This window comes from Hymenobacter chitinivorans DSM 11115, assembly GCF_002797555.1.
Classification (GTDB): domain Bacteria; phylum Bacteroidota; class Bacteroidia; order Cytophagales; family Hymenobacteraceae; genus Hymenobacter; species Hymenobacter chitinivorans.
The window spans coordinates 23,671-47,807 of record NZ_PGFA01000001.1; the positions used below are offsets into that span (position 1 = coordinate 23,671).

General features: G+C 59.6%; 21 protein-coding genes. 9 read left to right on the forward strand and 12 right to left on the reverse strand.

Translation table 11 applies throughout. From position 1 onward, the window contains the following. Positions 1 to 32 precede the first annotated feature (32 nt). Both CLV45_RS00135 and CLV45_RS00140 read left to right on the forward strand, forming a co-directional pair. Complete coding sequence (locus tag CLV45_RS00135) at positions 33 to 1,055, forward strand: FAD binding domain-containing protein (protein WP_100334376.1); 1,023 nt, start codon at positions 33 to 35, stop codon at positions 1,053 to 1,055. Next, positions 1,052 to 3,286 (forward strand): xanthine dehydrogenase family protein molybdopterin-binding subunit, encoded by a 2,235-nt coding sequence (locus CLV45_RS00140; RefSeq protein ID WP_100334377.1) that lies wholly within the window; start codon positions 1,052 to 1,054, stop codon positions 3,284 to 3,286. Before CLV45_RS00135 ends, CLV45_RS00140 begins: the two co-directional genes overlap by 4 nt. Positions 3,287 to 3,388: 102 nt before the next feature. On the opposite strand, the gene CLV45_RS00145 is transcribed toward CLV45_RS00140, so the two are convergent. The 4 genes from CLV45_RS00145 to CLV45_RS00160 form a co-directional block, all read right to left on the reverse strand. Then, the gene (locus CLV45_RS00145; RefSeq protein WP_157807189.1) at positions 3,389 to 4,084 is read right to left on the reverse strand and encodes a hypothetical protein; all 696 of its coding nucleotides are present in this window, start codon (positions 4,082 to 4,084) and stop codon (positions 3,389 to 3,391) included. Between the two features lie 120 nt (positions 4,085 to 4,204). Further along, positions 4,205 to 4,828: a class I SAM-dependent methyltransferase gene (locus CLV45_RS00150; protein ID WP_100334379.1), complete on the reverse strand. Its 624-nt coding sequence runs from the start codon at positions 4,826 to 4,828 to the stop codon at positions 4,205 to 4,207. 67 nt (positions 4,829 to 4,895) lie between these two features. Next, positions 4,896 to 6,257 (reverse strand): serine hydrolase domain-containing protein, encoded by a 1,362-nt coding sequence (locus tag CLV45_RS00155; protein WP_100334380.1) that lies wholly within the window; start codon positions 6,255 to 6,257, stop codon positions 4,896 to 4,898. A gap of 177 nt (positions 6,258 to 6,434) precedes the next feature. Then, positions 6,435 to 8,120: a UDP-N-acetylglucosamine--peptide N-acetylglucosaminyltransferase SPINDLY family protein gene (locus CLV45_RS00160; RefSeq protein WP_100334381.1), complete on the reverse strand. Its 1,686-nt coding sequence runs from the start codon at positions 8,118 to 8,120 to the stop codon at positions 6,435 to 6,437. 252 nt (positions 8,121 to 8,372) lie between these two features. Here CLV45_RS00160 and CLV45_RS00165 point away from each other — a divergent pair, with 252 nt between their 5' ends. The 4 genes from CLV45_RS00165 to CLV45_RS00180 all read left to right on the forward strand — a co-directional run bounded on the left by CLV45_RS00165 (position 8,373) and on the right by CLV45_RS00180 (position 11,893). Further along, positions 8,373 to 9,110, forward strand: a complete 738-nt coding sequence (locus CLV45_RS00165; RefSeq protein WP_100334382.1) for a DUF72 domain-containing protein — start codon at positions 8,373 to 8,375, stop codon at positions 9,108 to 9,110. Between the two features lie 25 nt (positions 9,111 to 9,135). Further along, positions 9,136 to 10,005, forward strand: a complete 870-nt coding sequence (locus CLV45_RS00170; RefSeq protein WP_100334383.1) for a helix-turn-helix domain-containing protein — start codon at positions 9,136 to 9,138, stop codon at positions 10,003 to 10,005. A gap of 135 nt (positions 10,006 to 10,140) precedes the next feature. Continuing rightward, positions 10,141 to 10,560 carry an ester cyclase gene (locus CLV45_RS00175; protein ID WP_100334384.1) on the forward strand — a complete coding sequence of 140 codons (420 nt, stop codon included), beginning with the start codon at positions 10,141 to 10,143 and terminating at the stop codon, positions 10,558 to 10,560. Between the two features lie 166 nt (positions 10,561 to 10,726). Next, positions 10,727 to 11,893 (forward strand): extracellular catalytic domain type 1 short-chain-length polyhydroxyalkanoate depolymerase, encoded by a 1,167-nt coding sequence (locus CLV45_RS00180; protein ID WP_100334385.1) that lies wholly within the window; start codon positions 10,727 to 10,729, stop codon positions 11,891 to 11,893. A gap of 88 nt (positions 11,894 to 11,981) precedes the next feature. Here CLV45_RS00180 and CLV45_RS00185 read toward each other — a convergent pair whose 3' ends face one another. After that, positions 11,982 to 12,272 carry a glycine zipper domain-containing protein gene (locus CLV45_RS00185; RefSeq protein WP_100334386.1) on the reverse strand — a complete coding sequence of 97 codons (291 nt, stop codon included), beginning with the start codon at positions 12,270 to 12,272 and terminating at the stop codon, positions 11,982 to 11,984. Positions 12,273 to 12,406: 134 nt separating this feature from the next. On the opposite strand from CLV45_RS00185, the gene CLV45_RS00190 reads away from it, so the two are divergent. Next, positions 12,407 to 13,144: a DUF72 domain-containing protein gene (locus CLV45_RS00190; protein ID WP_100334387.1), complete on the forward strand. Its 738-nt coding sequence runs from the start codon at positions 12,407 to 12,409 to the stop codon at positions 13,142 to 13,144. A gap of 63 nt (positions 13,145 to 13,207) precedes the next feature. On the opposite strand, the gene CLV45_RS00195 is transcribed toward CLV45_RS00190, so the two are convergent. The 6 genes from CLV45_RS00195 to CLV45_RS00220 form a co-directional block, all read right to left on the reverse strand. Next, positions 13,208 to 15,643 (reverse strand): alpha/beta hydrolase family protein, encoded by a 2,436-nt coding sequence (locus CLV45_RS00195; RefSeq protein ID WP_245882497.1) that lies wholly within the window; start codon positions 15,641 to 15,643, stop codon positions 13,208 to 13,210. Positions 15,644 to 15,960: 317 nt separating this feature from the next. After that, positions 15,961 to 17,556, reverse strand: a complete 1,596-nt coding sequence (locus tag CLV45_RS25525) for an OmpA family protein (protein ID WP_100334389.1) — start codon at positions 17,554 to 17,556, stop codon at positions 15,961 to 15,963. 565 nt (positions 17,557 to 18,121) lie between these two features. After that, complete coding sequence (locus CLV45_RS00205; protein WP_100334390.1) at positions 18,122 to 18,520, reverse strand: OsmC family protein; 399 nt, start codon at positions 18,518 to 18,520, stop codon at positions 18,122 to 18,124. A gap of 2 nt (positions 18,521 to 18,522) precedes the next feature. After that, positions 18,523 to 19,233, reverse strand: a complete 711-nt coding sequence (locus CLV45_RS00210) for a pirin family protein (RefSeq protein WP_100334391.1) — start codon at positions 19,231 to 19,233, stop codon at positions 18,523 to 18,525. 98 nt (positions 19,234 to 19,331) lie between these two features. Then, positions 19,332 to 19,910, reverse strand: coding sequence for a nitroreductase family protein (locus CLV45_RS00215; protein ID WP_100334392.1), 579 nt, complete (start codon positions 19,908 to 19,910; stop codon positions 19,332 to 19,334). Between the two features lie 141 nt (positions 19,911 to 20,051). Further along, positions 20,052 to 20,765: a pirin family protein gene (locus CLV45_RS00220; RefSeq protein WP_100334393.1), complete on the reverse strand. Its 714-nt coding sequence runs from the start codon at positions 20,763 to 20,765 to the stop codon at positions 20,052 to 20,054. 167 nt (positions 20,766 to 20,932) lie between these two features. Between CLV45_RS00220 and CLV45_RS00225 the strand changes: the two genes are divergently transcribed. After that, entirely contained in the window at positions 20,933 to 21,322 is a 390-nt protein-coding gene (locus tag CLV45_RS00225; RefSeq protein WP_100334394.1) for a winged helix-turn-helix transcriptional regulator, read from the forward strand. A 209-nt stretch (positions 21,323 to 21,531) separates the two neighbouring features. Here the strand turns inward: CLV45_RS00225 and CLV45_RS00230 are convergent, their stop codons facing one another. Next, positions 21,532 to 22,860, reverse strand: coding sequence for a serine hydrolase (locus CLV45_RS00230; RefSeq protein WP_100334395.1), 1,329 nt, complete (start codon positions 22,858 to 22,860; stop codon positions 21,532 to 21,534). A gap of 135 nt (positions 22,861 to 22,995) precedes the next feature. Here CLV45_RS00230 and CLV45_RS00235 point away from each other — a divergent pair, with 135 nt between their 5' ends. Further along, entirely contained in the window at positions 22,996 to 23,904 is a 909-nt protein-coding gene (locus CLV45_RS00235) for a glutamate--tRNA ligase family protein (protein ID WP_100334396.1), read from the forward strand. Positions 23,905 to 24,137 lie beyond the last annotated feature (233 nt).

A 24,137-nucleotide genomic window follows, 5' to 3' on the forward strand; every position in this document is an offset into this window, starting at 1 on the left:
CTCACCATTTCACTATTTCACCATCTCACCTGATGAACAGTTTCACTTATACCCGCGCCAGTGGCGTGGAAGCGGCCGTCCGGGAAAAGACGGCCGACGAGGGCGTTAAATTCATTGCCGGCGGCACCAACCTGCTGGATTTGATGAAGGAAAACGTGGAGCGGCCCACCCGCCTCATCGACCTCAACCACCTGCCCCTCAAATCCATCGAAGCCGCTCCCGACGGCGGCCTGCGCCTGGGCGCCCTGGCCACCAACGCCGATACAGCCTGGGACGAGCAGGTGCAGCAACGCTACCCGCTGCTGAGTCAGGCTATTCTGGCCGGCGCCTCGCCCCAGCTGCGCAACATGGCTACCAACGGCGGCAACCTGTTTCAGCGCACCCGCTGCTACTATTTCTACGACCTGGCCACGCCCTGCAACAAGCGGGAGCCCGGCTCGGGCTGCTCGGCCATCGGCGGCTACAACCGGATTCACGCCATTCTGGGCACTTCTGAGAGCTGCATTGCCACTCACCCCTCGGATATGTGCATCGGGCTGGCCGCGCTGAATGCCACGGTGCGCGTCACTGGCCCCCAGGGCGAGCGGACGGTTAAGTTCGAGGACTTCCACCGCCTGCCCGAGGACAAACCCGAGCTGGATAACACCCTGGCCGCCGACGAAATCGTGACGGCCATTGACCTGCCCAACGAGGATTTTAGCAAGAATTTCAGCTACCTCAAGCTGCGCGACCGGCAATCCTACGCCTTTGCATTGGTGTCGGTAGCAGCGGCTTTGCAGCTCGACGGCAACACCATCAAAGAAGCCCGCCTGGCCCTGGGCGGTGTGGCCCACAAGCCCTGGCGCGACCAGCAGGCCGAAGCTCTGCTCAAAGGCCAGCCCGCCACGGAAGATACCTTCCGCCGGGCCGCGGCGGCGGTGGTCGAAAATGCCCAGGGCTACGGCCACAACACGTTTAAGATTGAGCTAGCCAAGCGCGCCATTGTGCGGGCCCTCAAGCAGGCCGCCGAAGGCACCCAGCACGCGTCCGACATTTTTACCAACTCGAATCCATGAGCACGACCAACTATATCGGTAAGCCCGTCAACCGCGTCGATGGGCCGGCCAAAGTAACGGGCGCGGCCAAGTACGCCGCCGAGTTCAACGTGCCGAATCTGGCCTACGGCCACATCGTGAGCAGCTCGATTGCCAAAGGCAAAATCACTAAGATTCACGCCGACGAAATACTGGCCATTCCGGGCGTGTTGCAGGTTTTTTCCCACGAAAATGTGCCTTCCCTGGCCTGGTTTGACCGCAGCTACAAGGACGACGTAGCCCCCGGCGGCTCCCCGTTCCGGCCGCTGCAGCATGCCGAGGTAAAGTATAGCATGCAGCCCGTGGCGCTGGTCGTGGCCGAAACCTTCGAGGTGGCCCGCTACGCCGCCAGCTTGCTCCGCATCGACTACGAGGTGGAAAAACACGATACCGACTTGGAAACCAAGCGCGACGACGGCTTCGAGCCCGGCCGGGGCAAAACCGGCTGGGTACCCCCGCCCAAACCCCGCGGCAACCCCGATTCGGAGCTCAAAAACGCGGCTCACCGCATCGAGGGCGAGTATATCCACCTGGCCCAGCACCACAACCCGATGGAAATGTTTGCGTCCACGGTGGAATTCCTCGGCGACAAAAAGCTCAACATCTACGACAAAACCCAGGGCGCCTTCAATTCCCAGCAGTACGTCATGAAGGTGTTTGGGCTCAATAAGGACGAGGCCCACGTGGTGTCGCAGTACACTGGCGGCGGCTTCGGCTCGGGGCTGCGGCCCCAGTATCAATTGTTTCTGGCCGTGCTGGCGGCGTTGGAGCTCAAACGCTCAGTGCGCGTGTCGATGACGCGGCAGCAGATGTTCAGCATGGGCCACCGCCCCCACACGCTGCAGTATGTGGAGCTGGGCGCCAACCCCGACGGCTCCCTGGCCGCCCTGCACCACCACGCGTTGCACGAAACCTCCCAATTTGAGGACTACACCGAAAACGTGGTTAACTGGTCGGGCATGCTCTACCAGTGCGACAACGTGAAGCTGACCTACCAGCTGGCTAAAATCGACGTGTACACGCCCCAGGACATGCGCGCCCCCGGCGCGGCCACCGGCTCGTTTGCCCTGGAATGCGCCATGGACGAAATGGCCTACGCCGCCGGCCTCGACCCGCTCGAATTCCGCCTGCGCAACTACGCCGAGCGCGACCAGAACGCCAACAAGGACTTTTCGAGCAAAAAGCTGCGCGAGTGCTACCACGAAGGCGCCGCCAAATTCGGCTGGGACCAGCGCACCCCCGAGCCCCGCTCCATGCGCGACGGCGACCTGCTGGTGGGCTGGGGCATGGCCACCGGCGTTTGGGATGCCAGCATCCAGAAGTGCGCCGCCAGTGCTTCGCTTTCGGCCGACGGCCACCTCACGGTACTCAGCGGCTCCAACGACATCGGCACGGGCACCTACACCATCATGACCCAGATTGCGGCCCAAACCCTGGGCTTGCCCCTGGAAGCCGTGACCTTCAAGCTCGGCGACACCAACCAGCCCGAGGCCCCGCTGCAGGGCGGCTCCTGGACGGCCGCCTCGGTCGGCAACGCCGTGAAGCAGGTGTGCGACAAGCTGGGCGAGCAGCTGCTCAAGCTGGCTCAGAAGATGGAAGACTCCCCGTTGAAAGGTGCGGCGTACGAGGACGTGGAATTCGTCAACGGCCAGATTCGGCTGAACGCTGATATCACGCAGGCCGTGGTGCTGCGCGACATTCTGCCCGCCAGCGGCAAGGACAAGCTGGAGGCCGAAAACACGATGCTGCCCAACCCCGTCAACCAGCTCAAGAACTCCCTGCACGCCCATAACGCGGTGTTCGTGGAAGTGAAAGTAGACCCCGAACTGGGCACCCTGCACGTGACGCGCGTGGTAAATGCCGTGGCCGCCGGCCGCATCCTGAACCCCAAAACGGCCCGCTCTCAGGTGCTGGGCTCGGTGGTGTGGGGCATCAGCATGGCCCTGATGGAGGAAAGCGTGATGGACCACGGTTTCGGCCGCTACATGAACCACAACTACAGCGAGTACCACATTCCCGTCAACGCCGACATCCACGACATCGACGTGATTTTCGTGGAGGAGGAAGACGATAAGGTGAACCCGCTGGGCATCAAAGGCTTGGGCGAAGTAGGCCTGCTGGGCGTGGCCGCCGCCGTGGCCAACGCTGCCTACCACGCCACCGGCAAGCGCATCCGCAACCTGCCGGTTTCCATTGATAAGCTGCTGCTGTAAGTGGCTGAAGCAGCAACAGAAACGCCCCGGAGCCTGAGTGGTTCCGGGGCGTTTTTGATCAGATGAAATTTATTATCAGTGCAGCCAACGTGTTTTATCTAACTAATACTTCCAAAAGTATTTTCTCCTGGCCTTTAGAAATTCTGGTTCCACTACCTCTTTTTTCAATAATCCAGTTTTCGGATTCGTAAAAAATGATTTTACGCTGTTTTTGAGGAATATTTTCAAAAAATTATTTATCAAGGTAAGAATTTTATTCTGATCCTCATCTTTGTTTATGTAATAAAATGTTATTGACAATGGGCTGCTTACCTCTCCGCCCATTATATGCCAATTCCTTTCGAAAGTATTGGTAAAATGATTTATAGTTTGTTTAAATTTATAATTATATTTCAAAATTTGCTCTAGTGCTTCGATTGTTTCTTTGTCCTTATACATGAGCGTGTTTTCAAAGGCCTCGAAGGGCAATTCCTTGCCAGTTGTCTTTGCGTCAATTATTTGGACTTGTTTAAAGCAGTTTGCACATATGTGCCTTCTATTTATAGCATTATAAACTGTCCGTATTCTATCTTCTAGTATAAGATACTCTTCTTTGGGAAGTGATAAGATTTCGTCATAAGTCAAATATGGGATTTCTTTAACATTGTTTTCGTAATAGCAGTCGGTACATAGTTGTGTTCTGCACACTGGTAGGTACCTCCTCTCAGGTATAACCCCGTTATTAAAATCCCTGTGAATATGTTCGCATAATTCATAAAAGCCTGATGGTCCATGAATCGGACATGTTATACCTCCCATTATTTATTTGCTTTTAAATGTGCAAGTACATGATAATTTAACGCTTGACGCAGTTCCAGAGCATTGCTGCGGTTGTATAAGGCAGGTCACTGGAATGTTAGGAGTACAGGTGTGGTAGAGTTAGTTCTTCCGGGCCACACACCGGATAACGGACCCTTGCCCATTGTGGTAAAGCCCTTCCGCCAGCTCGATTTCGGTTTCGGCCAGCTCGATAAAGTCGTAGTCGGCAAAGTCGGCGCGAATTTCCTCCAGGGAGAACAACGACTCGACATCCTTTGGGCCCCCGACTTTCTCGTTCCGGGCCAGGTACTCCAGATGCTTTTTGCTGAAGGCCTCGAAAATGAGGGTGCCGCCCGGGCGCAAATACGTGCTGAGCTGGCGGTGATAAGTCGATTTGATACTGGCCGGGAAATGAGCGTAAATCAGGGCTATAACGTCGAACTGCGCCGGGGCAAAATCCAGGGCCGAGAGCTCCCCAACCCGGTAGTCCAGGCTTACGCCTTTGGCGGCGGCCAGCTGCCGGGCTTTCTGCTGGCCGGCGCTGCTGATGTCGAAGGCCGAAACCTGCCAGCCCAGAGTGGCGGCATACACCGCATTGCGGCCCTCACCTTCGGCCGGGAACAGAATCTTGCCCACGGGCAGCTTGGCCAGTTGTTCTTGTAAGTAATGGTTGGGCAACTCCCCGTAAGCAAAGGCTTCCGTGCTGTATCGTTCGTCCCATTTGGCTGTCCAGGAATCGGCCATCGTGAAGTAGTAGGTTGAGGTGGTGAAGGAACTCCGGTTTGGGCAGCGTAAACGGCTGAGGTAATTATTAGCCTACTTTATCGGCTACTTTTGTTGACAAGCCCTGCTTGATTTTCAATTGAACGACTTTGTCATCTTTAGAAATAAACTCGAGCACAATATCGTCGTCGTTCACGAAAAAAACACCTTCCTTTTCGGCCGACAGCGGTATTCCGTTAGCATCATTAACCTGTACAAAAAGCCGGTGCGCGTCCTCGTAGATTTTCACTTTGTAGCTTTCCGATACTTCAAAGGTGCCCGTATACTTTAGCAAAGTGGTTGCGGTTAGCTCAATTCCTTTCTTGGGCTTAGGGAGACTGTAGGGCATGTTTTGCAAAGCCGCATACATGGAATTGCCTATTTTTTCCAACGAGGTTGACGTAATATTATTCAATAGTATAATGCCTATCTTCTGCTCGGGTATCATCAGAAAATAGCTGGTGGCGCCTTCTACATTTCCGCCATGATTGATTACCCTATCCCCGTGTATCTGGTCAATAAACCAACCGTAGCCATAGTGGCCCCGGAAGGGTGTGGTGGCCTGACTGAACGTTTCTCTGGAAACTATTTTGAAGCTACTTAGCCCCTGGTAGAACTTGAGCAGGTCGTTCGTTGTGCTGTACAAGCCCCCGGATGAGAAATTTAGGCTCGAATTCCAGGGCTTGGTTTCAACTTGTCTTGTCTTAGATATAAAGGAGTATTGGACTACTTTATTTGCGTTTTTTAAATTCTTAAAATCAAAGCCGCTGTTGTTCATTTTTAGGGGCTTGAATATATACTTGCTTGCCGCTTCTGAGTAGGATAACCCCGTGACTTTTTCGATAATGATGCCTAGTAAATCAAAGCCCGAGTTTGAGTAGCTGAATTGGCTGCCCGGCTCGAAGTCTAAAGGCTTTTCTTTGAAGAAAGCTATTAAATCTTCGCGGCTAAACGTCGTGTTGGTATTTAGCTGTTTAACGTACTCCGGATTTCTGAATATTTCGTAGATGCCAGAGCTGTTTGAGAGAAGGTGCCGGATTTGGATTTCACTTCCCCTGGGATAGTCCGGAATATAGTTGCTGATTGGGTCATTAATAGCTAGCTTTTTCTCTTCGGCAAGTTTTAAAACAACTAAGGCAGTAAAGGATTTGCTTAATGAGCCAATTGGGAATATGCTACTAGCACTATTCAGGCTTTTGTTGGCTGCATTCCGATAGCCAAAGCTTTTTTCGTAAATCTTTTTACCATCCTTGACGACCAAAGCCGAGCCATTGAATTTGTTGATAGCGACGTAAGCATTTATCAGGCTGTCAATTTTAGGATGGCTGATTTGGGCCTTTGCCGAGAGGCTGCTTAGAAGCAGAAAAAGGAAGAATACCGGCAGGCGTTTTGGGGTCCTGGTTTGGATCATGGTTGTGAAAGTTCAGCCAACGTCGGAGTTAGCCATAGTATAATGAGGCACCACGCTAGGGCTTCTCTGCTACTGATGAGGTGCGCTACTGCATCAAATTCAGCGCCGTTGGGTGGATTAGCCCTGTTGCGTGGCGAATGTAGTGTCCTGGCGCCGTAAATAGCACCACCCCTCCGGTCAGGGCCTGCGATACGAAGAAAGGTGCGCCGCTGCCGCTTCGGGATTGGGGGCTACCGGAGCCAGCTTCCGCAGCTGCTTACGGTAGCGCGCCGCCTTTGCTGTTTCTCCACTCTGTGCCGCAGCCGTAGCGGCGCCCCGCAGTCCGTTGAGGCGGTTGGGATGCTTGATTAGGTTGGCTTCGTAGGCGGCCAGCGCCTCCTGGGGGCGGTGGCGCTGGAGCAGCATATCGGCCAGCAGCTCCCGGGCGGGCAGCACTTCGCCGGGCGTTACGGGGTGCTTTTCGGTGTGGTCTTCCAGGTCGGTGGCCTGGCGCATGCGCTGCTCGGCCGCGGCGGCTTTTCCCTCGGCCAGCAGCGTCCAGGCCTCAGCGGCCAGCAGTTGGATCCGGACCTGGGTGGCTTTGTAGGCGTCTTTCTGCCTGACTAGCTCACTGTGCAAGCCGCGCAGAGCTGCTACCTCCCGGCGGGCCGAATCGGGCTGGCCGAGGTGGGCCTGGCCCAGGGCCCGGGTAAAGTGAATGATGCCGGCCTGCCAGGGGTATTGCTGCCAATCGAGGGGGCCGGGGTGCCGGGGCAGGTGGGCGGCTTGCTGCCAGAGCCGGTTTTCGAGCACGTAGCGGGCCGGAATGGCGGCGTAGGCGTAGGCCACCTTGAAGTTGACCGGCGACACCCGCCGAATCGTGTCCAGGTACTGCCACTGGGCCCGGGCCAGCTGGTTTTGGCCCTGCTGCAGGTAGGCGTACGTCAGGTAGTCGAGGCCGTGCAGCTCTTCGTCCCAGTGCCCGGGGAGGCCCGCACTGGCCGCATAGCACCTAGCCGATTCGGTGGCGGCCCGGTTGGAAGCAATGCACTCGTCCCACAACCCCAGGCGGGTAAAAATGTGGGAAGGCATGTGCAGGGCGTGGGCCGAGGAAGGCGCCACCGAGGCATATTGGCGGGCCGCCGGCAGGGCCAGCCGGGCCAGCTCGGGGTAGTCGTAGGTGTGGATGAGGTAGTGCAGAATGCCGGGGTGGTGGGGCTGCCCGGGATACAGCGCCTGCAGCAGGAAGCCGGCTTTTTTCTGCTTCACGAAGGTTTTGTCGGCTGGGTCGGCGGCAGCATCCAGGGCCAGGGCGTAGAAAAGGGTGGCCTCGGAGTCTTGCGGGTACTGGGCGTGCACGGCGGCCATGGCCTGCTCAAACCGCAGGGCCCGCACCTTGTGCTCGGTTCGGTTCCAATCCTGGTAAAAGGCGGCCAGGGCCCGAATGTAGGCCGCTTCCCGGTTGGTTTTGCCGGCCAAGCGCTGGGCCAGTGCTATGGCCTTGGCACCCTTGGTCAACTCGGCCGGGCTGGGCGGCGTCCAGAGCGGGTGGTAGCTGCACATGGCCACGCCCCAGTAGGCCATGGCGCAGCCCGGCTCCCGGGCAATGACGCGGGCAAAGACCTTCTCGGCCTCGTCGTACTCGAAGGAGTGGAGCAGGCTCAGGGCCAGGTTGAAGTCGGGCTGGGCGGCGGCCGGGCAGGAAGTGCCGAAACTTGCCGTGCCCAGCTTTTGGCCCTGCGCGGGCCCGCACATGGTGATGCTGCCCCGCTTGAGGCCAATGGCATTGATTTCGGCTTGAGAGGGCGCTTGGGAAGTAGTCTGGCGGCAGCTAGTGCTCAGCAGACCGCTCAACGCCAGAACCGACAGCAGGACAGGTTTCATGGGCGGAGTAGGGTTAGCCGGCCCTGACCGGGGAATGTATAACCATACTCTAATATACTGAATAGCAGCCGGGATATTTCCCTAACCGAGCGTTGCGGAGCTTGAGTAAGCCTTGCTGCCGCTGCCCAGCCAGCTGCCTCTGCTCGAAGCCGCATTGGGGGCAGCCTGTCGGGCCCCACGTATTTCCCCCGGGCTTCGGCGGCAGAAAGCGGGAATGTTCCGTAGAAGCTTTTTCCACCCGAGCTTCTCCCTATGCCCGCTACCTACATCGGCTGCTCCGGCTTCTCGTTCCGCGACTGGAAAGGCGTGTTTTATCCGCCCGAGGTGCCCCCGCGCAAGTGGTTTGCGTACTACTGCACCCATTTCAACACCCTGGAGCTGAACGTGACCTTCTACCGAATGCCGGAGCTGAGCTTTTTCGAGAAGCTCTACCAGCAGAGTCCGCCCCAATTCCGGTTTGCGGTGAAGGCCCCGCGGCAGGTGACCCACTACAAGAAGTTCAACGCCGAGGCCGAGCCGATTCTGGCCGAGTTTTACGCCACCATCCGGGAAGGGCTGCAAGACAAGCTCGGGCCGGTCTTGTTCCAGCTGCCGCCCAAAGCGGCCTACACCGAGGAGCTGTTCCGGCGCCTGGTCGATAACCTGGACCCCAGCTTCGAAAACGTGGTGGAGTTTCGGCACCCGAGCTGGTGGGAAGGGGAGGTGTTTCAGCAGCTGAGCCACCACCGTATTTCCTTCGTGAGCCAGAGCCACCCATTACCCTTGCCCGACGAGGTGGTGGCCACCACCAGTATGGTCTACTACCGCTTCCACGGCGTGCCGGAGCTGTATAAGTCGGCGTACAGCCGGGAGTTTTTGGAGCGCATTGCCGCCGAAATTGCCGCCTTGCCCCGCTTGGCGCAGGTCTACTTGTTCTTCAACAACGGCATCGGCGGCGTGGGCGTTGGCGACGCTAAAAAGATGCAGGAGCTGCTGAGCGGCGGCGAGTAGCAAAGGGCCGTAGTTTTGGGGCCGTATGGATATCTATAACCTGCCCCACGACCCGTGCCTGGCCGGCGTCCCGGCTCCGGCCGACGTGCTGATTCGGAGCTACTCGGCGCGGCGCAACACGGTCAAGAACAAGATTGTGTTGCACCAGAATATGCTCAACCTGCTGGTGGAAGGGCGCAAAACCATTGCCCAGGCGGCCGGCTCTAGCACCGTGTACCAGGACGAAATCGTGCTGCTGGCCGCGGGCCACTGCCTGACGAGCGAAGTGCTTTCGGACGCGGGTGAATTTCGCAGCATCATCGTGTATTTCAGCACCCAGGTGCTGGAGGATTTTTACCGGCAGCATGCCCCGCAATTGGGCCAGCGCCACCCGGCGGCAGCCCAGCCCCTGGTAACGTTTGCCAAGGATGGGTTTATCCGGCACTACATCGACTCGCTGAGCCTACTGCTGCAAGCTCCCACGGCGCTGAGCCCGGCTCTGCAGCGGCTGAAGCTGGAGGAACTGCTGCTTTACCTGCTGCACACGGCCCCGGCCAGCCTGCTGGCCTTTCAGCTGGATTCGCGCCTGGCCCGGCCCGAGCTGGGGTTGCGTAGCGTAGTCGAAGCCCACGTGAACCGCCTAATCACGGTGGAGGAGCTGGCCTTTCTGTGCCACATGAGCGTGTCGACTTTTCAGCGCCGGTTTGCCGAAATCTACGGCCAGTCGCCCCACCAATGGCTGCTCAAGCAACGCATGCAGCGGGCCGCCCACCTGCTGCGGCAGCCGCAGCAATTGGCCGGGGAAGTGTACCAGCAGGTGGGCTACGAAAGCTATTCCAGCTTCGCCGAGGCCTTCAAAAAGACGTTCGGACTCTCGCCCCGGGCTTTTCAGCAGCAAATGCCAGGAGCGGAATAGGGGGACTAACCGGCCCGGTGTCGCGGCGGGAAATTGACCGGAAACCCAGAGTTTTTGACCGAAGTCCGCTACCATGCAGACCCTGGCCGGCGCCAACTTTGCCGCATCTGTTTCACCCCAACAACTGCCCAACGTATGCCCACGCAAGCCGAAGAAAACAAAGCCATTATCCGGCGCTACAACCAGGAAGGAATTGCCCAGGGCAATGCTGCCACGCTCCGGGAGCTGCTGAGCCCCGGCTTCATCAACCACTCGGCCCCGGCCGGCGCCGACAACGGGCCGGCGGGGATGCTGTACACCTTTCTGCAGGTGCTGCGCCCCGCCTTCGCCGATTTGCAGGTGGAAGTGTACGACCAAGTGGCCGAAGCCGACAAGGTAACGACCCGCAAGGCCCTGAAGGGCACCCACACCGGCGAGCTGCTCGGTATTGCTCCCACGGGGCAGGCCGTTGTGATTAACGTCATTGATATCTACCGCCTGCACGAGGGTAAGCTGGTGGAGCACTGGGGCGTCAACACGCTGCCGGCCGTTCTGGCCCAGCTGGCCACCCACTAAATCCGGCGGCTTTCGGAGCCTTGCCGGGCAGACAATCTGGCCCGTCTGGTCTTAGTAATTGATAGGCCGCCGGCGTAGCGGAAAGAGTATTGGATGCCGGTAGGAACATTTACTGCGTAGAATGCTTGGTTAACTGACCTTTCTTCACGCACCTCGGCCTATACCTATGAAAACTCTACTCCAGACGGCCACCGCGCTGGCGTTGTTGCTGCCCGCCGCCAGCCAGGCCCAAAGCACCATTACGGGCACCATCGTCAGCGGCGGCCTTACGCGCGAGTACCGGCTCTACATTCCGGCCGCGTATTCGGCCACCAAGGCGGTGCCGCTGCTTTTCAACCTGCACGGCTACAGCTCCAACAACCTGGAGCAGGAAGTGTACGGCGACTTCCGGTCTATTGCCGATACGGCCAATTTCCTGATCGTGCACCCCAACGGCACCATTGATGGTACGGGCAACCGCTACTGGAACACGTTCACGGCCCCCGGCGCGGGTGGCCCCGATGACGTGGCGTTTCTGTCCGACTTGCTCACCAGCCTGCAGGCCCGCTACTCCATCGACGCGGACCGCGTTTACAGCACCGGCATGAGCAACGGGGGCTTTATGAGCTACGAGCTGGCCTGCAAGCTCAGCAACCGGATAGCCGCCATTGGTTCGGTGACGGGCAGCCTGGTGCAAAGTCGCCTGGGGGCCTGCACGCCCCAGCACCCGGTGCCGGTCATGGAAATTCACGGCACGGCCGACAACACAGTACCTTATAACGGCAACATTCTGTTCGTGCCCATCCCGGCGGTAGTCGATTACTGGGTGCGCTTCAATGGCTGCTCTGCTACGCCCACCGTCACGACCGTGCCCAACACCAACACCACCGATGGTAGCACGGCAGAACGCTACGTGTACGGCGGGGGCCGCAACGGCAGCGCGGTGGAGCACTACAAAATCATCGGGGGCGGCCACACTTGGCCGGGCGCAGTGGTCAACATCGGCGTAACGAACCGCGACATCAACGCCAGCGTGGAAGTGTGGCGCTTTTTGCGGCGCTACCGCCTTAGTCGGCTGAGCGGGCCGCTGAGTACCGGTAACGCTACTGCCCCTGCCGCCCTGACGCTTTATCCCAACCCCGCTACCGACCTGGTAACGGTACGGGCCGCTACCCGCCTGCAGCCCGCCCAGCTCACCGTTCTCGATGCCCTGGGCCGCCCCGTAGCCGCCCACGCCACGGCCGCCCCCGACGGCACGCTGCTAGTTGCAACCAGCCCGTGGGCCAGTGGCGTGTACGTGCTGCGCCTCACGACGCCCGGTGGCCAAACTTACCAGAAGCTGGTGAAGCCGTAGGCCAGCGCAATAAAGCAGAAAAGGCCGCGGATATGAATATCCGCGGCCTTTTCCGTTGCTGCCGAGGCCGGCAGAGGTTGCTCGGGGGTTAGTCTTTGCGGGTGTACTCGGCGTGACGAACCGGGTCTTTTTTCTTGTCTTTCTTGCGGCCAATCAGGCCCCCGGCCGCGGCCCCGGCCACGCCGCCAATGACAGCGCCTTTGGTGCCGCCCACTACGGCGCCGCCCACGACGCCCGCGCCGCCCCCAATGGCTGCGCCCTTGGCTTTTTTGCTCCAGCCTTTCTTGGGCTCCGTCTGGGCGTGGGCTTCATTGCTGAGACTGGTGCTGAGCATAAACAAGGCCAGCAGCATGGTCAGATATATCTTGAACGTTTTCATGACGTTTGAATTTAAAGTTGATGTAATGGGACTATGTGCCTAAAACGTAGCCCGCCCAGCCAAGGTTGTGGAGTAGCTTTCCGGGGGCGGAGCCCGTATAGACCGGCGACCTTTCGTCTATCTTCCTCCTGCTTATGACTACCTGGTTTATCGGCTGCTCGGGCTTCCACTACCGCCACTGGCGGGGCACTTTTTACCCCGAAAAACTGCCCCAGCGCCGCTGGTTCGAGTTTTATGCCCAGTACTTCAACACCCTGGAGCTAAACGTGACCTTCTACCGGTTTCCCCAGCTTGCCTTCGTCGAAAACTGGTACCAGATCAGCCCGCCCGAATTTGTCTTCGCCACGAAGGCCCCGCGGCTGATTACCCACTACAAGCAGTTTCACGACTGCGCCCAGTTGCTGGCCGATTTCTACGGCACCATGCAGGAAGGGCTGCGCGAAAAGCTCGGCCCCGTGTTGTTTCAGCTGCCCCCGCGCACGGTGTACACCGAGGAGCGGCTCTTGCGCCTCGTCGAAAGCCTCGACCCGGCCTTTACCAACGTAGTGGAGTTTCGGCACCCGAGCTGGTGGCACGAGCGGGTGTTCCAGGAGCTGAGCCGCCGCAACGTTACGTTCGTGGGCCAGAGCCACCCGGCCCTACCGACTGACGTCATTGCCAACACCAGCACGCTCTACTACCGCCTGCACGGCATCCCGGAGCTCTATAAGTCGCCCTACTCCGAAGCCGAGCTGCACCAGCTGGCCCACCAGATTCAGCAGGAGCCGGGCGTAGAGCGGGCCTTTGTGTATTTCAACAACGATATCGACGCCTCTGCCATCCGCAACGGTCAGCAGCTGCGCGACTATTGCCGCCACCTTGGCACCCCCTAGGCACCCCACAAAAAAGCCTCGCTCCGGATAGAGCGAGGCTTTTTGATACAAGCAAACAGCGGGCTAATTGCCTTCCGTCTTGGCCCCAACGGCGCTTTGGTCGGGCGTGGTGGGAGCTTCGGCAGCGGCCGGCTGCTTCACGTACTTATCCAGCCAGGTATTCATTTCCCATAACGTGTGCAGAATGGATTCCCGGGCCGCGTAGCCGTGGGCCTCAAAGGGCAGCACCACGTAGCGCACCGTGGCGCCGTGGCCCTTCAAGGCGTTGTAAAACCGCTCACTCTGCAACGGGAAGGTGCCCGAGTTGTTATCGGCCTCCCCGTGAATTAGCAGCAGCGGGGTCTTAATTTTGTCGGCGTACGTGAAGGGCGACATGTTGGTATATACTTCCGGCGCTTCCCAGTACGTACGCTCCTCAGCCTGGAAACCAAAGGGCGTGAGCGTGCGGTTGTAGGCGCCGCTGCGGGCAATGCCGGCCTTAAACAGGTCGGTGTGGGCCAGCAGGTTGGCCGTCATAAAGGCTCCGTAGGAGTGCCCCATTACCGCTACCCGCTTCCGGTCGACTACGCCCAGGCGGGCCCCCTCATCAATGGCGGCTTTGGCGCTGGCCGTCAGCTGCTCGATGTACGTGTCGTTTGGTTCTTTCGAGCCTTCGCCCACAATCGGAATGCTGGTGGCCTGCAGCACGGCATAGCCCTGGGTAACCCAGTAAATCGGGGAGCCCCAGCTTAGGCGGGTAAAGGCGTAGGGCGAGCCTTTCACCTGGCCGGCATTGGCCTTGTTCTTAAACTCCACCGGGTAGGCTTCCATGAGGGTGGGCAGGGGCCCGTTCTCTTTTTTGTAGCCGTAGGGCAAATACAGGTTGGCCGTCAGGTCCACGCCGTCGGCCCGCTTGTACTTGAGCACCTGCTTGGTCAGGTTGCCCACGGCCGCGTAGGGGTTGTCAAACTTAGTCAGGGGCGTCAGCTTGGCGCTTTTTACTTCCCGAAGGTAGTAGTTCGGCGTTTCCTGCTGCGACTCGCGCCGGGTCAGCAGCTGGCGCTTCGACAGGTCCAGAATGGCTACGGGCACTTCGTAGTACGGAGCCTCGGAGCGCCACCAGCGGGTACTTTTCTTGGTAGCTACGGCTACTTCGTCCACAAACGGCCGGTCGCCTTCCGGGGAAGCGCCGGTGCCGATAAAGTAGAGCGTTTCGCCCTTGGCATCAGTGGCCAGCACTTCGTTGCCGGTAAGGTTGCGCTGGGTGTAGGGAGTGCCGGGCGCAGTGTACGTATCCTGGGAAGACCGGTCGAAGAGCACGGCCGGCGCCGCTTTGGTCGTCGGATTCAGGGTCCAGGTCATTTCCTTGCGGTCGGCCCAGCGGTAGCCTTCCACCAGCGCCAGGTTGGCGTTGCCCCAGATAATATCCCGGAAGCGCAGCGGCAGGGCCGCCAGCTCCTGCGGGTCGGTTTCGAAGGGCGCGGCCTGCGTGAAAATCTTGTCGCGCACGGTGGCCGGCGTTTTTGGGTCGCCCCCGTCCTGGGCTTCCACCCAGTACAAGGTCGCGGGAGCGTCGGCGCGCCAGTCGTGGCCGCGCTGCCCGGTGGGCACGGCATCGAAGCTGCTGGGCACGTTGTCGGCCAGGGGCAGGTCAGCCATGGTTTTCACCACCAGGCCTTCCATGCTGAGTACATCTACCTGCAGCGGAAAATCGGTGTAGGGCAGGGTGTAGGAAAACGGCCGGTGCAGGGTCTTCACCAAGGCGTAGCGGCCATTGGGCGAAGGCGAGGCTTGCTGCACAATGCCGGGCTGACCCAGCGGCTGCATGCGGCCCGTCACGGTTACTTTCACCACCTGGGCCGTGGCGTAAAACTCGAACAGCTTCTCGTCGGTCGGGCTTTTCAGCAAATCCTGGTAGGTGCGGGCCGGTGCCTTCTTCCCGCTGTTTTCCTGCACCGTGGGGCCCATGGGCACGGGATTAAGAATCGGCGTGTCGCCGCGGCCCCCCACGCAGGCGCGGGCCAGCAGCGTCTGGCTATCCGACACCCACTCGTAGGACTTGCCAAAGACGCTGTTCAAAAACAGGTTGGGCATCAGGCGGGCCGAGGCTGAGGCCACGTCCAGCAGCCAGAGCTCCACGTGCCGGTCGGCGGTGTGGGTGAAGGCTACCTTAGTGTTGTCCGGCGACCAGGTTACTTCGCTAATGCGGGCCTTGGCCGGCAAGCCCTGCACCAGCAGTTCCTTGCCGTCGGGCAGGTGCTTGAGGCGGAGCTTGGTGATGTAGTTTGTCCGGCTGGGCCCGTTGGTTTTGGGATTAATACGCAACCCGCCAACGCGCAGCTCCGGCTGCGAGAGCTCGGCAATGCTGGGCATGTCCTGGTTATCGAGCAGCAGCATCCACTGCCCATTCGACGAAACGCTGACCCGGGGGGTAGAAGGAGCCTCGGCCAGGGCCACGATGGACTTGGGAGGAGTCTGGTACATCACGTCCTGCGCCGAGCTAGTCAGACTACAAAACATGATGGCACTAAAAAAGTACAATATTTTCATAGAGAACTAAAAGGGAGTTTCCGGGAAGCAAAGTAAAAAAGCCGTGTAAGATACGATAAGACAAGCCGCTAGCTAGGGCAATTTTTACCGATCCTACAAAATTACACATTATTTAGAACTGGATTTTAAATAGTCGAGGAAAAGCTGCGCGGAAGAAAAGTGCAATTATTTTGCGGCTTCACAAATTCCCGGTTCCAGGGCCGCGGGCAAAAAAAAAGTGGCCAGCTACGGGAGCTGGCCACTTTTGGGGTATTTACTCTGGGCGTATGTGCCAGAGGCCGGGGAGCTTACTTACGACGGGCCGGGGCGGCTTTCTTTACCGGCGCCTTTTTCACCGGAGCTTTCTTGACTGGGGCGGCTTTCACCGGCGCGGCAGGAATCTCGGGGGCGGGGCCGTACTTCGTCTCGGCAGGGTTCGGGTCACCGGGCAGGTACACGTCGAACTCTACGCGGCGGTTGATGGCCCGGCCGGCTTCGGTAGCGTTGTCGGCAATCGGCTTGGTTTCGCCGTAGCCGTGCGACACAATCCGGTCGGCGGGGATACCCTTGCTGAGCATGTAGGTGCGGGCCGAGGCGGCGCGGGCATCCGACAGACGCAGGTTGTAGGCATCGTCACCCTTGTTATCGGCGTGGGCCGAGATGCCCAGCGAGTAGTCGGGGTAGGCGTTCAGGATTTCAACCAGGCCATTCAGGGTCGGGAACGAAATCGGCTTCAGCGTCGCCTTATCGAACTCGAACTGGATGTACTTGGTGGCTTCCTGGAGCTTTTTCTTCTCTTCTACCTTCATTTCCGGGCAGCCTTTGTTCGAAGCCGGGCCGGGACGCTGCGGGCAGCGGTCTTGGTAATCTGGAACACCGTCACCATCGCTGTCTACGGGGCAGCCGTTGGCATCAACTTTCACACCAGCCGGCGTGCCGGGGCACTTATCGGCCGAGTCAATTACGCCGTCATTGTCGGCGTCGGGGCAGCCGCGGAGTTCGGCTTTGCCGGGGGTATCGGGGCAGGCGTCGTCGCCGTCGCGCACACCATCACCGTCGCGGTCGGGGCAGCCTTCGAGCGTGGCCAGGCCTTTTTCGGTGGGGCATTTATCTTGGTAATCTGGTACCCCGTCGCCGTCGCCATCGAGGGGGCAGCCGTTGGCATCCACGGCCACGCCGGTGGGCGTTCCGGGGCACTTATCCTTTTTGTCGCTCACGCCGTCGCCGTCCGTGTCGATGGTCTTGCCGAAGTTGAAGGTCAGGCCGGCCGTGTGTTGCAGGTACCGGTCGTTGATGTGGCCTTTCTCCGTGATGCCGTCAATCTGGTCGGTCAGGATGTAGTGCTGGCCGGTCTGGATGAAGGCCGATACGCTCGACGAGAAGTTCAGCCGGATACCGGCGGCGCCGTGAATATCGAAGGCGTACAGGTCGCGGTTGTCGGGCGTGCCGCCCGTTACTTTAAACCGGTCGGTGCTGGCGAAGAAGATGCCGGGGGCCAGGCTCAGGTAGGGGGCGAAGAAGGCGTCTTCCTTCAGGGCCCAGCCGTTGTTGAGCTTCAGCGTGACGGGAATGCCAATGTTGACCACGTTGGCGCGGAAGCCGCTGAACGCCTGGTTCATGTTGTAGGGCGGGTCGGCCGAGAAAGCCATTTCGCCGTAGCTCAGGTCCAGGCCCAGGTCGAGGCCGGGGGTGAGGTAGCGGCTCAGCTTGAGGCCCGCGCCAAACTCAATCTTGTCGTTTTTAAACCATTCCGTGCCCAGGTCACCGTGGTATTGCAAGGTGGAGCCGTAGAGGCTAAGGCCGGTTTTTTTCTCGGCATTTTGGCTGTGTCCGTCGCGCGGCGCCAGGGCCAGCAGCGTCAACCCCAGCAGCAAGGCTTTCGGGGAGGTAAGGTGTAGTCTCATATAGTAGAACAGAAGTGAGGAAAGTGCAGGTACCCTCTATGGTGGTGTCGCTATATACCTGAGGCCGCCGGATAAGGTTGTTCTTACCGTTGCTATCTGTTCTATGATGTATCCTATCAAAAGCCGGATTTCAGGCTGGCCCTATTCCGTAGCTAGTGCTGAGCTTAGACTGCTTAGGTCCGGCTTTTGTCTTATTAGTGAGGAGCTTAACGCAAAAGAATGCACCCGTCTACTGCCCGAAATCAGTGGTTAATATTTTGACTTTAAGTATTTTGTATTTCTAATAAAGACCAGCAAGTAAGGCAGTAACTATTGGATTCGTACAATCAAATAGTGCTGTTCGGCCGGCTACTACCTGCGCACTTGGAATCCGAAAACTACGGTTGAGCTTGCGGGCAAAATCAGTGTTAGAGCCCAAAAAAAAGTGCCGAGGGGCGCAGTTTTTTTCAAAATCCGGCCAGTCGGCAGCGTGGTAATTCCGGAGCCGGAGCTAGCAAAACAGCCCGCCCCACTGCATAAGTGGAGCGGGCTGAAGGGCGTGGTCAAACCCGGCAAAACTGCCGGTTTAGGCCAGCTGGGTGCTAATGGGCACGGCTCCCATCAGGGTTTTGTGAATGGGGCAAAGCTCGGCTACGCGCAGCAGGCGCAGGCGCTGTTCCTCGGTCAGCTGCTCACCGGCGAGTTGCAAGGCGCAGCCCAGCCGGGTTACCACCTGCTGCTCGTTGCGCTCCAGCGTCACCTGGGCTTCCACGCCGGTCAGGGGCCACTGCTTACGCTGGGCGTACATGCGCACCGTGATGCAGACGCAGGCGCTGAGCGAGGCGGCCAGCAGCTCGCCGGGCGTAAGGCCCAGATTCTGGCCGCCCTTGTCCAGCGGCTCATCGGCCAGGAGCTCGTGGCCGGTGTCGGAAGTAATGCGCGTGAGGTAGGGTTCGGGGCCCGAGCGGCCGGTTAGCGTGGGCATAGCTAGTGGTTGATGGGCGCTTCGATGACGATAAACTTGCTTTCCTGGCTGCTGGCAATGCTGACCAACTCTGTGTCCCAGAGCCCAATACTGTCGCGCTTCTGCAGCAGCTGGCCGTTCACCGTTATTTCGCCTTCCATCAGGAACACGAAGACGCACTTGTTGAGCGGCTTCAGTGGGTAGTCCACGGTCTGGCCGGCGTCGTAGTAGCCCAGGCTGAGCTTGGCGTTCTGGTTGATCCAGACGTGGGCCGTGCCTTCCTCGTTGCTGACGATGGTGGTCAGCTGGTTGCGGCGCTTTTCGGCCGGGAAGCTGCGTTTCTGGTAGCGCGGCGTCACGTTCTGGAGCTTGGGCTCAATCCAGATCTGCAGGAAGTTCACCTCGTCGTCGCCGATGTTGTGCTCCTCGTGACGCAGGCCGCTGCCAGCACTCATGATCTGCACCGAGTCGGTACTGACTTCCTCGCGGTAGCCCATCGAGTCGATGTGGTTCATGCGCCCGGCCAGCATCACCGAAATGATTTCCATGTTGGCGTGGGCGTGCAGGCCAAACCCGTTGCCGGGCTTCACGAAGTCGTCGTTGAAGACCCGCAGCAGGCCGAAGCCCGCCCGGTCAGGGTTGTAGTAGGAGCTGAAGCTCAGCGAGAAGTTGCTTTGCAGCCAGCCAATGTCCTTGAGGCCCCGCTCGGCGGCCCGGATGATGCGGTGGTTCATTCTTTCTAGTTGTTAGTTGTTGGTTGTCAGTTGTTAGTCCTAGCTTGGTTGCTAGCTTTTTCCTAACAACTGACAACCAACAACTAACAACTAAAGCTCTACTGCGGCAAATGGGCTTGGAAGGCAATTTCGGCGACGCTTTTGCGCTGGCGGGGAGCTTTTTCCCGGCTCAGGAAGGGCTCTTCCAGCAGCTCGGCCTCACCCCGGTAGCCCAGCGCAATCATGACGGCGGGCTGCAGGTTGTCGGGCAGCTGAAACACTTCTTTGGCTTTTTCCCGGTCGAAGCCGCCCATGAAGTGACCGTGCAGGCCCAGGGCCGTGGCTTCCAGAATCAGGTTGCCGTTGGCCAGGCCCAGGTCGTGGAGGGCGGCGCCGTTGGGCGTGCCGTTGTCGTACTGGGTTTTGGCCAGGGACAGGATGAGCACGGCGGCGTTTTTGGCCCAGGGCTGGTTGCCGGGCATCAGGCAGTCCACCATTTTCTGGAAGGCCTCGGTGTCGGCGCGGTGGGCGTAGATGTAGCGCCAGGGCTGCTCGTTCATGGCGCTGGCGGCCCAGGCGGCGGCTTCGAATACCTGGCCCAGGGTTTCGGGCGCAATAGGCTGGGGCGAAAAGGAACGGGGGCTCCAGCGGTTCTTGATCAGCTCGTGCACGGGGTAGGTGGTGGGGGCAGTCTTCATTTTTAGTTGTTAGTTGCTTGTTGTCAGTTGTTAGTCGGGTTTTAGCCAGTGTTGGTTGCCAGCTGGTAAGTGTCGGAGGCAGTCGATGATTTCACGCGCCACCCCAAACCTAACAACTGACAACAAACAACCGACAACTAGTTATAGCGACATGGGCACGTCCATGAGCAACAGCTGCGCCTGGCTGTCGGCCTGAATGCTGAGTGAGTCAGTGTCCCAGCTGCCCAGCCCGTCGCGGCGGTGCAGCTTCTGGCCGTTGATGGTCACCTCGCCTTCCAGCACGAAGGCGTAGACCCCGTTGCCGGCTTTTTTGACTTGGTACTCGGTCTGGAAACCGGGGTCGAAGTCGCCCAGGCTAAACCAGGCATCCTGGTGAATCCAGACGCCGGCATCGTCGGGCGAGGGCGAAATCACCTGCTGAAACTGGTTGTGGCGGTCTTCGGCCCGGAAGGTTTGCTGGGCGTAGCGGGGCTTTACGCCGCGCTGGTTGGGAAACACCCAGATCTGCAGAAACTTTACTTCCTGGTCCTTATTGTGGTTTTTCTCGCTGTGAGCCACGCCCGTACCGGCACTCATCACCTGCACGTCGCCGCGCCGGATGATGCCGTGGTTGCCCATGTTGTCCTTGTGCTCCAGGTCGCCCGACAGCGGAATGCTGATGATTTCCATGTTGTCGTGGGGGTGGGTGCCGAAGCCCATGCCGCCGGCCACGGTGTCGTCGTTGAGCACGCGCAGCACCCCGAAGTGCACCCGGCTGGGGTCGGAATAGCCGGCGAAGCTGAAGGTATGGTAGGAGTTGAGCCAGCCGTGGCTGGCGTGGCCGCGGGATTCGGCTTTGTGCAGAACAGTTTGCATAACAAAAGGGGAAGTGAAGGCGAGAGTTGGAAATATTAGCCAGAGGCTGACTTATGTACATACATATATCAGGGCCGAAAGTTCACTCTTTCACTATACTTTTGCTAGTAGTTACGCGTATGTATATCAATATACAATCTGTAACTAATGCAGAAAATCAACTGGTTATGGCATTGAGTCAGGAAAAAATAATTGCCGATTGTCCGTTCCGACAAACCCTCGACGTGCTGGAAGGCAAGTGGAAGTTTGCCATTATCCACAGTCTGCTGCGGCACGGCACCATGCGCTTTAAGGTGCTGGAGCGGGACGTAGCCGGCATTACCGCCCGCATGCTCATCAAGGAGCTCAAGCTGCTCGAAGCCCACGGCATTGTGAGCCGGCAGGCCTACGCCACCGTGCCGCCCACCGTGGAGTACACGCTGACGGAGTGCGGGCAGTCGTTGGAGCCGGTCATTCAGGCTATTCAGGCCTGGGGCGTGCAGAATCGGGAGGTCATCAGCCAGAGCAAAGGCAGCAAAGCCGCCCGCAAAGCGCCGGCGCTGGCAGGTAAGAAGTAACTCAGGTTTCTAGGACTATTGATTGCCGAAGCCCCAGCGGAACGGCATATTGGTAGCAATTGGGCAACCGCAAAACCTCGAAGCCCAGCGGGGCAACACCTGGTCAAGGAATGTTGCCCCGCTGGGCTTCGGCAATCATATAATTAGCGAATTTCTACTATCGACAGGTCATCCTGCTGGGGCTTGGCCCTACCAGCCGTAACCCGCTCTTACGGCTGCTTTACCAGGCGCTGAGTGCCTAGCACAGTGCCCCGGGCATCGAGTACCTGCACCAGGTAGAGGCCGGCGGGCCAGGGGGCCGCCGAGAGCGTGAGGCCGGCTGCGGGCAAGGGGGAGCGCAGCATTTCCCGGCCCAGCAGGTCCAGGCAGCGCAGCTGCTGGCCGGGAGCGGCAGTCTGGAACTGGATATGCACCTGCCCGCGGGCCGGGTTAGGGTAGAGCTGCACCGCGGCGGCGCGGGCCGCAGACGTAGCCAGGGGCCGGCAATACAGGTTCATGATGTAGCGCCAGAGCTCGGTATCGAAAGAGGAAACAGCCAGCTTGGGTGCCTCCGCCGACTGACCCTGGCGCACTACCACCAGGCCCAGGCTGGGCACCACGTAGATTTTCTGGTCGTTTTTACCCAGAGCCGCAAGCATGTCGGCGGGAGCCGTGGGCACCAGCGGGCCAGAAAAGGTGAGTTGGCTCTGGGGCAGCATGTACGACGACTGCCCGTTGAGCCACCACAGGTAGCCGTAGGAGCGGTTTAGTGGCTGGGAGGGCGTGGTCATGCGGCGGAAGTACGCCGTGTCGCGCAGGATGGGGGTGCCATTCCAGCTGCCCCGGGCCAGAATAAAGAGTCCAAACCGGGCCATGTCGCGGGCCCGGCTGTAGAAGACGTAGTTGTACCACACCCCGCTCAGGCCGATGCGGCTGCCCAGGCGCTGGGTGGTGAATTGGGTGCTGGTCAGGTTACTGGTCCGGGCAATTTCGTCTTGTAGCAGGCGGTAAGCGCCGGTGTGGTAGGCCCAGCGGGTGCCCGCGTCGGTACGGTAGCGCAGGCAGGCCGGGGTGGAGCTTTCGTTGTCGCAGGGCGCGGGCGGGGTGTCATCGAGGCCGGTGGTCATTGTGAGCTGGTGGCGCAGCCGGATGAGGCGTTCCTTGGCGGCGGGGGCCGAAGTCCAGCCCCGGCCCAGAAAGCGCGAAGTCGTGTCCTCGATGCTCAATAGGCCTTCCTGCTGCGCCAAACCCACCAGTACGGCCGTCAGCGACTTGCCGGCCGAGGCCCAATACCACACCGAATCCTGGGTGTAGGTGCCGAAATAGTGCTCCAGGGCCAGGCGGCCGTCCTTGAGAATCAGAAACGACTTCGTATTCTTGCGGCCCAGAAAACCCAGCAGCGAATCTTGGGCGGCCGGGCACCAGCCCAGGGTTTGCGGCGACACGGTGGCCCAGGTGTTGCCGGTCGGGGGCGGGAAGTAGAGTTGCTGGGCCGTAGCGGGCTTCGGCCACAGCCACAGCAGAAGCCAAAGCACTGGCAAGAGTACAACGTATTTCATAAGTTGAGCGTTAAACCAGTTAAACAGCCGGTTGAATGCCGCGTTTAACCGGACCAGTTTATTTATATAAAATATTGAATACTGTATAGCCCCCTGGTCTGCCCCACCCAAAAAGCTGCCCGTAATTTCTCATTCATGCCGTACTCTGCTCCCGTTGTGTCGCGCTTGGCACCCACGCCCAGCGGGTATTTACACTTGGGCAACGCCGTCAACTTCCTGCTTACCTGGCTGATTGTGCGCCGGGTGTACGGGGTGCTGCACCTGCGCATCGACGATTTGGACCGGGCCCGGCTGCGGCCGGCCTACGTGGAGAATATCTTCCGCACCATCGAGTGGCTGGGTATTGACTACGACCACGGCCCCAGCGGCCCCGAGGACTTTGAGCGCAACTTTTCCCAGCTCCACCACCTGGCCGAGTACGAAGACTTTCTGGAGGCCCTGCGCCAGCAGTCCGGCCTGCTCTACGCCTGTTGCTGTTCGCGCACCCAGGTGCTGGCTCATTCGGCCGGGGGCGTGTATTCCGGGTCCTGCCAGCCGCAAAATCTGGACTTTGAAGCGCCGGAAACGGCCTGGCGGGCCCATGTGGGCGCTTCTACCGTGGTCAACTTCACCGATTTGTGGCTGGGTCCGGTAGCCATTGAGCTGGCCCGGGATTTGGGCGACTTTGTAGTGCGTAAAAAGGATGGGCTGCCCGCCTACCAGATTGGCTCCGTGGTGGACGACGTGCGGCTGGGCGTGACGCTCATCGTGCGGGGCCTGGACTTGCTGCCCAGCACGGCCGCCCAACGCTGGTTGGCGGCCCAAACCCCCGAAACGGCTGGTTTTCTGCAAACCCGCCTCGTACACCACATTCTGCTGCCCGCCCCGGATGGTGGCAAGCTGTCAAAGTCCCAGCAGCAACCCCTGGACCGCGGCATTATGGCCGAAGCGGCCTCACCCCGGCCGGTGTTTGAAGCCGTGGCCAGTGTGCTACAGCTGCCGTCCGAAGCGGGCCGCTCCCTGGCCGCCCTGCGCTCAGCCTTCGAAAACGCGGCTATTATGTAGCTAAGCAGCAGGTAAGCCGCCCGGGTCCAGATGGTTGCCGGGTCTCGGAGCCCAGACGCAGCACGTCGGCCAAAGCTAGCCGCTAGTGCCATCCGGCCCAGGTAGGGTCTCCGCCGCCACCGTAATAAGTAAGGCCCTGTTTCCCGGGGCCCCCGTCACAGTCGTGACAGGCACCCCGCGCTTTTCGGGAGTATCGGGCACAACTGTGATGGTGCCCCCGGCTTTTGGCGGGT